Annotated in this window: 12 protein-coding genes; 1 reads left to right on the top strand and 11 read right to left on the bottom strand. The window is 71.9% G+C overall.

Going from position 1 to position 12,941, the window contains the following annotated elements; genetic code table 11:
• The 11 genes from ABD335_RS29340 to ABD335_RS29290 form a co-directional block, all read right to left on the bottom strand.
• Positions 1-458, bottom strand: a 458-nt coding sequence (locus tag ABD335_RS29340) for a PLP-dependent aminotransferase family protein (protein WP_486387932.1), incomplete at its 3' end; no start/stop codon positions are given.
• A 74-nt stretch (positions 459-532) separates the two neighbouring features.
• Positions 533-1,321, bottom strand: a complete 789-nt coding sequence (locus ABD335_RS29335) for a cysteine hydrolase family protein (RefSeq protein WP_344328918.1) — start codon at positions 1,319-1,321, stop codon at positions 533-535.
• Positions 1,318-2,166, bottom strand: coding sequence for a class I SAM-dependent methyltransferase (locus tag ABD335_RS29330; protein WP_344328917.1), 849 nt, complete (start codon positions 2,164-2,166; stop codon positions 1,318-1,320). Before ABD335_RS29330 ends, ABD335_RS29335 begins: the two co-directional genes overlap by 4 nt.
• 73 nt (positions 2,167-2,239) lie before the next feature.
• A complete protein-coding gene (locus ABD335_RS29325; protein ID WP_344328915.1) occupies positions 2,240-3,520 on the bottom strand; it encodes an ATP-grasp domain-containing protein in 1,281 nt (426 codons plus the stop codon).
• A gap of 37 nt (positions 3,521-3,557) precedes the next feature.
• Entirely contained in the window at positions 3,558-4,775 is a 1,218-nt protein-coding gene (locus ABD335_RS29320) for an MFS transporter (RefSeq protein ID WP_344328913.1), read from the bottom strand.
• Between the two features lie 183 nt (positions 4,776-4,958).
• Positions 4,959-6,233: an ATP-grasp domain-containing protein gene (locus ABD335_RS29315; protein WP_344328911.1), complete on the bottom strand. Its 1,275-nt coding sequence runs from the start codon at positions 6,231-6,233 to the stop codon at positions 4,959-4,961.
• 70 nt (positions 6,234-6,303) lie between these two features.
• Positions 6,304-7,083 (bottom strand): iron-containing redox enzyme family protein, encoded by a 780-nt coding sequence (locus ABD335_RS29310; protein ID WP_344328910.1) that lies wholly within the window; start codon positions 7,081-7,083, stop codon positions 6,304-6,306.
• 165 nt (positions 7,084-7,248) lie between these two features.
• Complete coding sequence (gene sbnA / locus ABD335_RS29305) at positions 7,249-8,274, bottom strand: 2,3-diaminopropionate biosynthesis protein SbnA (RefSeq protein ID WP_344328908.1); 1,026 nt, start codon at positions 8,272-8,274, stop codon at positions 7,249-7,251.
• Positions 8,271-9,431, bottom strand: coding sequence for a PLP-dependent transferase (locus ABD335_RS29300; RefSeq protein WP_344328907.1), 1,161 nt, complete (start codon positions 9,429-9,431; stop codon positions 8,271-8,273). The genes sbnA and ABD335_RS29300 overlap by 4 nt, the downstream gene beginning before the upstream one ends.
• A gap of 65 nt (positions 9,432-9,496) precedes the next feature.
• Entirely contained in the window at positions 9,497-10,873 is a 1,377-nt protein-coding gene (lysA, locus tag ABD335_RS29295; RefSeq protein WP_425583781.1) for a diaminopimelate decarboxylase, read from the bottom strand.
• A 118-nt stretch (positions 10,874-10,991) separates the two neighbouring features.
• The gene (locus ABD335_RS29290) at positions 10,992-11,618 is read right to left on the bottom strand and encodes a LysE family translocator (protein ID WP_344328904.1); all 627 of its coding nucleotides are present in this window, start codon (positions 11,616-11,618) and stop codon (positions 10,992-10,994) included.
• Positions 11,619-11,760: 142 nt separating this feature from the next.
• On the opposite strand from ABD335_RS29290, the gene ABD335_RS29285 reads away from it, so the two are divergent.
• On the top strand, positions 11,761-12,885 hold the full coding sequence (locus ABD335_RS29285) for a LuxR C-terminal-related transcriptional regulator (RefSeq protein WP_344328902.1): 1,125 nt from the start codon (positions 11,761-11,763) through the stop codon (positions 12,883-12,885).
• Positions 12,886-12,941 lie beyond the last annotated feature (56 nt).

The following is a 12,941-nucleotide window of genomic DNA, read 5'->3' as shown; positions in this document are numbered from 1 at the left end:
ACGCCGGTGGAGGTCTCGTTGTGGGTGAGGGCGTAGGTGTCCACGCCGGTCTCGGCGTGGGGCAGGGGGTGGGTGCCGGGGTCGGCGGTGATGACGGAGGGGTCGGCCAGCCAGGGGGCGAGTCGGGCGGCCTTGGCGAACTTGGCGGAGAACTCGCCGAAGGACAGGTGTTGGGACTTCGATTCGATCAGGCCGTGGGTGGCGATGTCCCAGAAGGCGGTGGAGCCGCCGTTGCCGAGGATCACCTCGTAGCCGTCGGGGAGGGCGAAGAGGTGGCGCACGCCCTCGCGGACCCGGCCGACCAGGTTCTTCACCGGGGCCTGGCGGTGGGAGGTGCCCATCAGGGTGGTGCCGGTGGCGGCCAGGGCGGTCAGCGCCTGGGGGCGCACCTTGGACGGGCCCGAGCCGAAGCGTCCGTCGGCGGGCTTGATGTCTGCGGGAATCCGGATGTCGGACATGGATCACCTCGTGGATCGTGGTCGTGGCGGTTCGAGTCCCCGCGGGGGGACGGGGCGGGACCGGAGCGGGCGGTTCACACCTCTGCGCCGCCGCTCGCGGCGGCGGCGATGTCGGCCCCCCGGGAGACGAACCCGAAGCAGCGCTCGACGTTGTAGAGCGTGGCCCGCATGCAGAACTCGGGGGACGTGGTGGAGACGCCGTCCTCCAGCAGCACCGCGTCGTAGCCGAGGCAGGCGGCGTCCGTCAGCGTCGCGAGGACGCACTGGTCCGCGTTGACCCCCGTGAACAGGAGGGTGTCCACACGGAGGTTGCGCAGGACGGAGTCCAGCGGCGTGTCGAAGAACCCGCTCATCCGCCGCTTGGTGACGCGGACGTCCCCGTCGAGGGGTTCCAGGCCGTCCACCACCGCCGCCCCCCAGCCGCCCTCCACCAGGACCGGGGTGTCGGAGCCCGGAAGGAACGATCCGATACCGCCGCCGGTGCCCGCCAGGTCGTACGCGTGCAGCACGTTCGGCGGGATGTCGACACGGTCCGGCCGGCTGGCCCAGTTCAGCCAGACCACCGGCACGCCAGCCGCGCGCAGCGGGGGCAGCATCGCGGCGATCGAGGCGATCAGGCTTCCGGCGTCCGAGACGTCCAGCCCTATGGAGGCGAGCCAGCCGTCCGGGGAGCAGAAGTCGTTCTGCATGTCGACGACGATCAGGGCCGTGCGGGAGAGGTCGAGGGTGAGCCGCTGCGGTCTGGCCGGGACCGTCACCGGCCTGGGCGCCGGCACGGGCCGCCGCAGGTCCACCTCCCGTCCCGAGGCGCGCCAGCTGTTCCGCTCGGTGGGGCCGAGGAGCCTCATGGCGTCCCCGCTCACCGGTCCGCTCCGGCCGCGCGGTTGTGGGCGTGGGGTTCGTCGTCCGGCAGGGCGTCGTCCGGCGAGTCGACCACCGCGCACAGCAGGCGCACCTCCCCGCGCTGCCAGAGGGTGCCGACCTCCGCGAACCCGGCCCGGTGGAGGGCGTCGAGGTGGACGGAGAGCTCCGCGGACAGGTCGCTGTGGTGCTCGCCGTCGTAGCCCCGGCGCCTGCGCTCGGCGACGGCGTCCGCGAACGCCGGCTCCGCCTGCACCTCCTCCCACCAGCCGTACCAGTCCTCGCCGTGCCCCGCCGGGAGCGTGCGGACGCTCTCCTGCCGGAGGAGGGCCCGGTCGAGGCGCGTCAGGACCGGCGACGTCCCGCGGTCCCGCACCAGCTCGTCGCAGTTGAGCAGGACTCCTCCGGGGCGCAGCACCCGTGTCAGGTCGGTGTACACCGACACCAGCACCGAGGGGTCCAGCCAGTGCAGCGCGGTGCTGCTCACCACGGCGTCGACCGGCCGGTCCAGGCCGAGCGCGTCCACCCAGTCGGGGGCGCGCAGGTCCGCGTCCACGAAGCGCAGCCCGGGGACGTCGCCGTACGCGGCCCGCCCGAGCTCGACCAGGAGGGGGTCGGCGTCGACGGAGACCACCGTGGCGCCCGGGACGCGCCGCAGCAGCCGCACCCCGATGGAGCCGGGCCCGCAGCCGAGATCGACCACCAGGGGGTCCGGGCGTCCGGCGATCTCCTCGACCACGTCGACGATGGCGGTGAACTGCGCCTCCCGTTCGGGCAGGAAGGTCTCCTGTTGTCGGTCCCAGCGCTCGACCCAGCGGCGCGCGGTCTGCGTGTAGGCGAATGTCATCGGGGACTCCCTGCGTGTGCCTGTTGCGGAGGTGCTGTGCGAAGCGGGGGACGTCGGAGGGCCGTTTCTCCGCTCACGCGGAGCCGGTGGCCTCGTCGTCGGGGGCGTCGTCGGGGGCGTCGGGGCCGTCGTCGGGTGCCACGTCGTAGAAGGAGGGGCCGTCCAGGTACCGGATCGTGTTGGCGTCCCGGAGCACGGTCTCCTCGCTCTCGTGGAGGAGGACCACCACCATCGGATAGGTGATGTCGTCCACCGTGCGGGAGATGCGCTGCCCGGGGGCGACGGCCACCCGCATCTCGTGGAAGCTCTCCATCGCGCGGATCGTCTCGACCCCCCGGTAGCGCCTCAGGGTTCCGGAGACGGGGGAGACGAGTCCCACGAAGGCGCAGTGCGAACCGAGCGGATCGTCGTCCGCGTGGTGCGCCAGGAAGCGCTCGGGGCGCAGGTACGCCTCCACCGTCCAGTCGAGCTGGGACCGCCCGCGGGCGATCTGCGCGTAGTGCGGGAGGTCGGCGCCGCCGATCCGCGCGCCCGCCTCCACCAGGACCGGCCCGGACGCCGTCATCTTGATCTCCACGTGCGCGGGGCCGTGCCGGATGCCGAGCGCGTCGAGCGCCTGCCCGGCGTACTCGGTCAGCCGGTCCTGCACCTCGCCCCCGCGGGGCATGAGGTACGCCGTGTCCGACAGGTCCGCCACGCCGTTGGCGGTGATGCGCGTGGTGCGCCAGATCTCGCAGACGCGGTGCACCCCGTCGCGGCTCACCGTGTTCACCATGTACTCGGTGCCGCGCAGGTACTCCTGCGCCACGGCGCCGACGTTGCGCATCGAGAAGACGTTCTCCGCGCCGGAGATCCGTCCGAAGGCCGCCGCCGACTCCTCCGGCGTGTCGCAGAAGAAGACGCCGTTCCCGGCCGCGCTCCTGAGCGGTTTGACGACGACGCGGCCGCCGATCGACCGGTGCCACTCGGCGACGTCGTCCTCGGACTCCACGAGCTTCTGGCGGGCGGCCGCCACACCGGCGCGCCCGATCGTCTCGATCATGACGTACTTGTCCCGCCTGGCGGCGCTCAGCGCGGTGCCGTTGGTGGGCAGACCGAGCGCCTCGCCGAGCGCGTCGGCCAACTCGACGCCGATCTCGCCCCCCGCGACCACCGCCACGGGACCGTGCGCCGCGACGGCCCGCACGGTGGCCGCGAGGTCTCCGCCGTGGACGATGTTGTCCGCGTACTCCGACAGGTCGAGCGGCCCCCGGTACACCGCGGGCACCTCCGGGGTGCTCTGCACCCTGACCACGGAGGCCCCGTTCTTGCGGAACTCGTCCACCAGGGACTTCGACAGGCCGTAGGAATCCACGACGACGACGGTGGGTGGCACCGGTATCTCAACCCTCTCACTGGGCATCGGAACGGACGGGGGGTACGGGCCGCGCGGCGGCCGGGGGAGTCTTCTCCGCGGTGTCGGGCTCGTCCGCCCCGGCGGGGGACCGGACCAGCCACGCCCCGAGGGCCACCGCGGTCGCCACGGTGCCCACCGCCACGAATCCGGCGGCCGCTCCCCCCGCGCCGCTCGCCAGACCGGACAGCGGCGCGCCGGCGGCGTTGCCCCCGGCCACCGCGGCGCCGTACAGACCCATGGCACGGCCGCGGTTCCCCTCCGTCGCGACCCTGCTGCTCGCCGTGGAGGTCGCCGCGAAGGACGCCGCCGACAGCATCGCCGCGGGCATGACGGCGACGAGCAGGACCCGCCAGTCCTCCACGGCCCCGAGGGGGACCGTGGTCAGACCGAGGAGCAGCACCGGCGCCCACGGGGGCACGGCGAAGGGGAGCACGCCGTACAGCAGGCCCCCGACGACCGCGTAGCACCCGCACACCGCGACGAGCAGCCCGATCCAGGCCGTGTCGCCTCGCGCGCGCACCACGCCGAGCAGCGAGATCTCGAAGCCCGAGGCCACCACGCCGGCCGCGAAGGCGCAGGCCAGGATCGGGAGGAGGCCCTGGACGGAGCCGGCGTCGGCGGTCGCGCGCCGCCCCGCGCCCGGTGCGGTCGGCCGCGCCCGCAGCGCGAAGGCGGTCAGCCCCAGCACGAGGAGGCACCCCAGGACGTGCGAGGCGGTCCCGGTGGACATCCGGGACGCCAGCACCGCGCCCAGCGCGGGCCCCACCACGTACGACAGTTGGTTGGTCACCGCGTCGAGGGCGAAGGCCGCCTGTTGGTGCTCCGGCGGCACCTGCGCCGACAGCACCATCCGGGAGACGGTCGAGCCCGGTACGAGCAGGAGTCCCGACACCAGCGCGCCGACGATCAGGGCGTGGTGGGGCAGCAGGGGGACCACGCCCCAGAACGCGCCCTGCGCCGCCGCGGCGGCGAGCAGCACGGGCCGCAGCCCCACGCGGTCCATGGCCCGGCCCAGGAGCGGCGCCCCCGCCATCACGCCCAGCATCCAGGCCCCGGTCGCGAGCCCGGCGGAGTCCAGCCCGTGTCCGAGGCCCAGCGTCATCCGGAGGGACAGGACGATGGGGATCGCGATGACGGGCAGCTTGACGAGGAAGCCGAGGACCACGGTGGTCCGCGTCCCGGGAATCCTCAGCAACCGGCGGTACCGTTCCACCTCACCGGGCTCCCCGCGTCGCAGGAGGCCGCCGTGCCCGGTCCGGGGCGGCGGGAGCCCCCGGTCCGGGCGCGGGTCCCGCCGGCGCGGACGCGCCGGGACGGGTGAGCGCAGCGGTGGTGGTGTCCACGGATCGTCCCCTGTCGGTCGGTCGGCCGGTCGGTCGATCGGTCGGTCAATCGGTCAGTCGGCGAGCATGTTCGCGTAGAGCTCCGTCTCCAGCGCCCGCAGAGCCGCGTAGTCCTCCTCGATGCGGTCGAGGCTCGGGGAGACGAGGTAGAGGTTGCCCGGGCAGGTGGCCAGGTTGACGGTGCGCTCCAGGTGGGCGACGGTGTCCAGCGTGGTCTCCATCCCGTGGAAGGTGGGCAGGCCGCGGACGCCGCTCAGGTCGGGGGCGCGGACGACCTTGCCCTCGACCGGGCTGAGCAGGTAGACGTGCCGCGCGTGCAGCGGGGGGTGGGGGCGGGGGCGGCGGATCGCGTGCCGGAAGCCCTCGGGGTCCAGGTAGCTCATCGGCAGCAGGGAGTTCTGGCTGTACCCGCAGAGGGCGAGCGCGATCCCGGGGTCGCAGGCGCCCTCGACGCGGGCGCCGGTCTCGATGAGGACGGGTCCGCGGGGGGTGAGCATGATCTCGCTGTGGGCGGTGCCGTTGTCGATGCCGAGGGCCGACAGCACGTCCTGGACGTAGGTGCAGAGCGTGCCGTACTCGTGCTCGTCGGGGTGGACGAGTTCGGAGTGGACGCACACGGCGGTGGAGCCGATCATGCGCCGGCGCATCCGCCACACGTCGGTCACGTGGTGGTGGCCGCGCGAGCTGACCGAGTTGACGGTGAACTCCACCCCGCCGTCGCGGACGATGTCCTGCTGCACCAGCAGCTCGTCGTTGACCCGGCCGAAGAGGCTGACGGTTCCCCGCAGTTCGGCGAAGGCGTCCACCACCTCCTCCTCCGACGAGCAGAAGCGCACGCCCTCGGCGGAGGTGCCGGCCAGCGGTTTGACGACGGCGTGGCCGTCGGTGTGGTCGCGGTACCACGCCAGGGCGGTCGCCGCGTCGGAGGTGCGGTGGTGCGGGATGGCGGCGATGCCGTTGCGCGTCAGGGCCTCGGCCATGTGGTACTTGTCGCGCCGCGCGTGGGCCGTCTTGGGGTCCATCGCCGGGATGCCCGGAAAGTGCGGGGTCAGCCGGTCGGCCAGGTCGACACCGGATTCCCCGCCGGGGACGACGCAGGCCACCTCGTACTCCCCGAGGCCGCGCAGCAGGGCGTCGAAACCGTCCGCCTCCTCCAGCGTCAGCAGGAAGTCCCGGGGACGGAAGGACGCCCTCCAGAAGTCCGAGTCGCTCTCCTCGGACAGGACGGCCACACACCGGTGGCCGAGGCCGTTGAAGAGCTGGGCGAGCTTGGTGCCGGCGCGCAGCGGGTCGACGATCACGACGACTGCGCGGGGTACGGCGGTCACGTGCGGTTCACTCTCCCGTTCGGTTCGGGAGGCGGGCCCGGTGCGGGCCCGCCTCGTGAGGGGCGCCGCCTCAGGCCGAGAGCCGGGTCTCCCGCACGGCGTCGGCCAGTTCGTTCCAGAAGTCGGCGAGCAGGTCCAGGTAGCGGGTGAACCCGTGTTCGAGGGCCGCCAGGTCCTCCTCGTTCCCGCACAGGGCGGCGGAGCTGGACACGGCGTGCAGCTTGTGCTCCTTCTCGGCCGCGCCGATGTGCAGGTAGAAGAACTCGCAGTGCTCGTGGAACTCTTCGAGGGGGAAGTGGTGCATGTAGTTGCGGGACCCCTCGTAGAGGCGGACCAACTGCGCGTACGCGTGCCACTCCTGGGCCAGCAGCGCACCGCATCCGACCTTGACGTTCTCGTCGCCGAAGAGCCTGGCGCCCTCCTCCACCAGACGCCGCGTGGCGGGGAGGACGGTGGGGTCGATGTCGTCGAAGTCGACCTCGTGGCCCCGGATGCGGGACAGCAGGGCCGAGAAGAAGTTCTTCAGCAGGACGGTGTGGACCTTCTCGGGATCGCCGTTGCCCATCTCGTCGTTGATGTTCTCGGCCGTCTCGGCGCGTGCCACCAGATCGTCGGGCGACATGCGGAGGAAGACCAGGGCGAGCCGGTTCACCGTGGGGGACACCTGGGCGTAGAAGTTCCGCGCGACGGTCTCCACCCCCTCGACGGACAGCTCGGTGGAGCACCACAGGTCGTAGAAGGCGTTGTTCAGCGCGGGGTGGCGGTACACCGACTCGGCGAGTTCCAGCACGCGCTTCTCGACGGCCTCGGCGGACTCGGTGGTCCGGGGTTTCGCGTCGGCGACGGTCATGTGTCGTCCTCTCTCGGGTGTGTCGGGGTGGGGGTGGGGTGGGGGCGTCCCGCGGCGGCCGTCACCGGCGGCGGGTCTCCCCGAAGAAGCCGGGCACGGTCGTCGGCCGGCCCTCGGCCTTCGCCTGCCGGTACCGGGAAACCACGCACGTGGGGAATCGCCGTCTCAGCCGTGGAGGGCTTCGCCGCGGAGCGGGGCGCCGGCACGGCCGCGCGGGCGAGGGGCCCGGTCGGCCAGTGCCCCGGCCCCGAGGGTGCGGGCGACCCAGTCGTCGTCGTACACGGTGTCGAGGTAGCGCTCTCCCGAGTCCGGCGCGATCACCAGCACCCGGCCGCCCGGTTCGACCCGGTCGCCGAGCAGGGTGACCGCGTGCAGCGCGGTGCCCGTGGAGGCGCCCGTGAGCAGCCCGTACCGGAGCGCCACGCGCCGGCAGGTGCGCACGGTGTCCCGTTCGGAGACGCGGACCTTCTCGAAGGTGCCGTCGTCGTGGAAGAGCTCGGGGCGCCTGCTGCTGCCGAGGCCCGGCAGGTGCCGGGAGGCGCCTTCGCCGCCGAAGGTGATCGAGCCCTGTGCGTCGACGGCGACCACCCGGGTGGGCAGGCGGTGTTCGCGCACCGCGCCGAGGCAGCCCATGAGCGTGCCGCTGCTGCCCACGCCGACGAACAGCCAGTCGGGCACGCCGAACCCCTCCAGGATCTCCGCCATGGTGTCCCTGCGGTGGGCCCGGGCGTTGGCGGGGTTGCGGTACTGGTTGAGCCAGACGAGTCCGGGCGTGGTCCGCAGCCGTTCGCGGATCAGGTCGATGCGGGTCTGCAGATAGCCGCCGTTGGCGTCCCGCCGGTCCACGACGACGACCTCGGCACCGAGCGCCCGCATGTGCCGGACGCTCTGCGCTTGCGTGTTGGGGTCGGTGACCAGCGTGATCCGGTATCCCTTGGCCGCGCAGATCATGGCGAGCGCGATGCCCAGGTTCCCCGAGGTCGACTCGATCAGGGCGTCTCCCGCGCGCAGCAGGCCCTGCCTCTCCGCCGCCGTCAGCATCTCCCGCGCGGTCTTCACCTTGATCGAACCGGACGGGTTGAGCGCCTCCAGCTTCAGCGTGGTGCCGAATCCCGGGTGGAAGCCGGGAAGGGTGAGGAAGGGCCGTGCCGGGCCCGCCTCGTACGCCCGATCGCAGACCGCGGTGTTCACCGGACCGATGACAGGGCCTGGTCCAGGTCCTGGATGATGTCCGCGGTGTCGTTGCTGTACCCCAGCGCGAGGCGCACCGTTCCGCGGGGGACCCCGATGCTCTCCAGCTCCCGGTCCGAGTACTCGAAGTAGGTGAAGAAGGTGCTCTGCTCGACCAGGGTGTGCGGGGCGCCGAAGTTGGAGGCCATGAAGGGCACGCGCAGCCGGTCGACGACCTGCGCCGTCTGCTGCTCCGTCATGTCCAGCTCGAAGGTGATCACGCCCCCGTAGCCGTTGAGGTACTGCTGTGCGAGCTTGAAGTGCGGGTGGCTCGACAGGCCGTTGTAGTAGACGCGGGCCACGCTCGGGTGGCTCTCCAGGTAGCGGGCGACCTCCAGGCCCATCGCGTTCACGCGCTCCATGCGCAGCCGCAGCGTGTAGAGGCTGCGGCGGAGCAGGAAGGCCGTGTTGCCGTCGGTGATCGGGCCGGTGGTGTCGCGGTACCAGCGGAGCTTCTCGATGAGGTCCCCGCGGCCGGAGGCCACTCCGGCGACGATGTCGCCGTGGCCGCTCAGGTACTTGGTGGCGCTGAAGAGGACCAGGTCCACGCCCCACTGCAGGGCGTAGAAGTTCGGCGGCGGCGAGAAGGAGCTGTCCAGGGTGATCACCACGTCCGGACCGACGGCCTCGCGCACCCGGGCCACGTCGATGAGGTACATATGGGGCGAGGAGGGCATCTCCAGGTGGACGAGCCGCAGCCTTCCGCGCAGGGCGGCCGTGTTCTCGATGAACTTCTCGGGGTCCCGGATCGAGAACTCGTGCACCGTGACGCCGAACTTCGGCAGGATGTGGTGGAAGACGTTGCGGACCTGCCGGTACGACTCGGACGGCAGCACCACCTCGTCACCCTCCTTGAGGAGGGAGAGGAAGGCCGTGACGTGCGCGGCCATGCCGGAGGCGAACACCAGCGAACCGTCGGCGCCGCTCAGCTCGCTGAGTTTGTTCTCGACCTCTATCCAGGTGGGGTTGGAGTAGCGGCCGTACCGGCCGGCGGGCACGGAGAGGTCGTGCAGTCCGGCCTTCACGTGTTCCGCGTCGTCGAAGTAGTACGAGGCGCTCTGGTAGGTCGGCGATTCGATGCTGTTGGTGTAGGCGTCTTCGCTGCGGCGCTTCGTCATGCTCTCGCTCCTTGGGACCGGTCTCGATGCGGTGCGGGGCTGTCGTGTCCGTCGTCGCCTGGCGGTCAGCCGACGTCGAGGCCCATCAGGTCGGCGATGGTCTCCCGGCGGACGATCTCCCGCGTCCGGCCGTCGGCGACCGCGACGACGGGGGGCCGGGGGATCTGGTTGTAGTTGTGCGCGAGGCTGCGGCAGTACGCGCCGGTGCCCGGCACGGCCAGCAGGTCGCCGGGGCGCACGTCCCCGGGCAGGTGGTCGTCCCGGACCACGACGTCGCCCGCGTCGCAGTGCTTGCCCACGACACGGACCAGCACCGGGGCGGCGTCCGACACGCGGCCGGCGAGCCTGACCGAGTAGGAGGCGTCGTACAGCGCGGTGCGCACGTTGTCGCTCATGCCGCCGTCGACCGCGACGAACGTGCGGATGCCCTGCCGGTGCTTGACCGTTCCGACCCGGTAGAGCGTCACCCCGCTGGGGCCGGCGATGGCGCGTCCGGGCTCGATCGCCAGGCGCGGCACGCCGACGCCGAGCGCCGCGCACTCCCGGGCCACCACGGTGCGCAGGATGTCGGCCATCTCCTTGGGTCCCGTGGGCTCGTCCGCCGGGGTGTAGGCGATGCCGAAGCCGCCGCCCAGGTCCAGCTCGGGGAGCTCGGCGCCCTCCCGGGCGATGCGCGCCCGCAGCTCCAGCAGCCGCTTGGCGGCGGCCTCGAAGCCGGCCGTGCCCAGGATCTGGGAGCCGATGTGGCTGTGCAGGCCGCGCAGCTCCAGGAGCCCGTCGTCGAGCACGCGCCGGATGGCGGTCTCGGCCTCCCCGCCGACCAGGGAGAAGCCGAACTTCTGGTCCTCGTGCGCGGTGGCGATGTAGGCGTGGGTGTCGGCCCGTACGCCGACGGTGACCCGCAGCAGGACGCGCGGCCTGCTGCCGGGGAAGTGGGGCACCAAGGCGTGCAGCCGGTCCAGCTCCTCGAAGGAGTCGACGACGATGCGGCCGACCCCGTATTCGAGCGCGGCGGCCAACTCGGCCTCGGACTTGTTGTTGCCGTGCATCAGGATGCGTTCGGCGGGGAATCCGACGGCCTGGGCGTAGGCGAGTTCGCCCTCGGTGCAGACGTCCAGGCTGAGGCCGGCCTCCTCCGCGATGCGGGCCGTCGTACGGCTCAGGAACGCCTTGCCCGCGTAGTACACGTCGAAGTCGTGGAAGGCCTCGCGGAAGGCCGCGCAGCGGGCACGGAAGTCGACCTCGTCGAAGACGTAGGCGGGGGTGCCGTGGCGTTCGGCGATCTCCGAGACGGGTACTCCGCCGATCGTCAGGACGCCGTGGTCGTCGAGGGCCGCGGTCGTCGGCCACAGCCCCGGGTGCAGGGCGTTGACGTCCTCGGGCACGGGCGGTGACGGGGATTCTGCTGCGGACACGGCATTCCTCTGGTCGGTGAGGCGGATACGGGCGTGCGGGAGCGGGTGGGCGGTGCCCGGACGGCACGCCGGGAGCCCACGGACGACGGGCCGGACCGCCCGGCGGACCGGGACCGCGGGAGGGCGAGGCGGAGGCCCGGGAATCTCAGATGTCGAAGGCGAGCACCGCGGCCAGCAGGAACATGACGATTCCGCAGCCGACGTTGACCTTGCGCGCGAGGCCCTGGTCGGAGGCGAAGCGCTCGCTGAGCGCGCCGCTGGCCAGGCCCACGACGGCGTCCGCCGCGAAGCCGATCGCGACGAAGATCGTTCCCAGCACGAACAGCTGCGCCGACACCGGCCAGCCGGACGGTGTGGTGAACTGCGGCAGGAAGGCCACGTAGAAGACGATCACCTTCGGATTGGTCAGGTTCACGATCATCGCCTTGTAGGCGATTTTCGCATAGGCTTGGCGAGATCTCGCCGTATTGACGGCCATATCTGATCGGTCGCGGATTATGGAGATTCCGAGGTAGATCAGGTAGCAAATTCCGATGAATTTGAACGCGGTCAGGAGCGAGGGGTGGCGCGAGACGAGCAGAGCCACGCCGAAGGCGCTGAGAACGGCATGGGCGAACATGCCGCCCGCGACCCCGGCGGCCGCGGACACCCCACCGGAACGCCCTTGTGACACCCCGTAGGACATGACGTACAGCATGTCGGGCCCCGGTGTGACGCAGACGACCGTCGCGGCCAACAGGAACGAGGCGAAGAGTGTGCTTTGAACGTCCATGACAGTCGGCCCAACCGTACCTTTCGTTCGGGCTTCAGCTCGTCGGGGAGCCTCTGCGCGGGACGTGTTCACTCTGTCACTTCGCCTCCGGAAAAGAGACCTGCGCCATGCATACTGAATATGCATGTGCCCATTAGGACGGGTGAACAAATTGGACATATCAGATGTACCGGAGCTCGCCTCGCTCTCCCCGCTGACAGAAGCCGAACTCACCGTCTACGCATATGCGGTGGAGCAGTCCGGCATCGACGGGGAAGAGGTCCCGCACCTGGACGTCGTCGCGCCCGACGAGGCGGAGGCGGCCGTCCGGAGCCTGCTGAAGCGCCGGCTCCTGCTGCCGGTGCGCGACGGCGGGCTGCGTTACGTCGCGGTCCCGCCCGACGCCGCCTCCGAGGAGCTGGCCCGGCCGATCGCCAACCGCGCCCGGGTCGTGCGCCACGCGGCGGACCGGTTACGCGACGAACTCCTGCCGGTCTACGAGAGCGGCCTCGAACGCCGGCTGCGCCGCCCGCCCTTCGAGGAGCTGCACGAGGTGACGGCGGTGCGCAAGCAGCTCGACAGGCTCGCCGCCGAGGCGCGCTTCGAAGTGCTCACCTCGCAGCCCGGCGGCGGACGGACCGAGGAGGTCCTGCAGGAGGCGATGGCCCGAACCGAGGAACTGCTGAAGCGCGGCGTGCGGATGCGGACCCTCTACCAGCACACCGCGCAGTTCAGCGCGAGCACGGTCGCCTACGTGGAGATCGTCTCCCGACTGGGGGCGGAGGTGCGCACCCTGGGGGACGGCTTCATGCGGATGATCGCCTTCGACCGGGAGACCGCCGTGATCGAGCTGAAGGACAATCCGCGGGGCGCGCTGGTCGTCCGGGAGCCCAACGTGGTCGCCTTCCTGGTCTCCGCCTTCGAGCTCATGTGGGGGCAGGGGGAGAAGTTCCCGGAGAACCTCGGCAGGGACCAGGCGATCCTGGCCTCGGACAAGACCAAGGAGGACATCATCCGGCTCCTCGTCCTCGGCGAGCCGGACAAGGTGATAGCCCGTCGCATGGGGATGTCGGTCAGGACCTGCCAGCGCCACATCGCGAAGATCATGGAGCGCATCGGGGCGAAGAGCCGGGTCCACGCCGGATACCTGCTGCGGGAGTACGACGACACCCTTGCGCGGTCGGTGCCCGCCCGGAGCGACGGCGCGGACGTCGGACCGGGCGCCGGGACGGGCGCCGGGACGGAGCCGCCCCCGGAAACGGTGTCCGCGCGCGACGGGGACCGGTAGGGCCCGCGACCCGCGGGCCGTCCGACGTCCCGCGGGGGCGGCCCCGGGAGCCGTGC

Origin of the sequence: Streptomyces macrosporus, assembly GCF_039533145.1 — a bacterium.
Classification (GTDB): domain Bacteria; phylum Actinomycetota; class Actinomycetes; order Streptomycetales; family Streptomycetaceae; genus Streptomyces; species Streptomyces macrosporus.
Note: the sequence above shows the minus strand (reverse complement) of the source record. Positions and strands in the feature narration are given on the sequence as shown.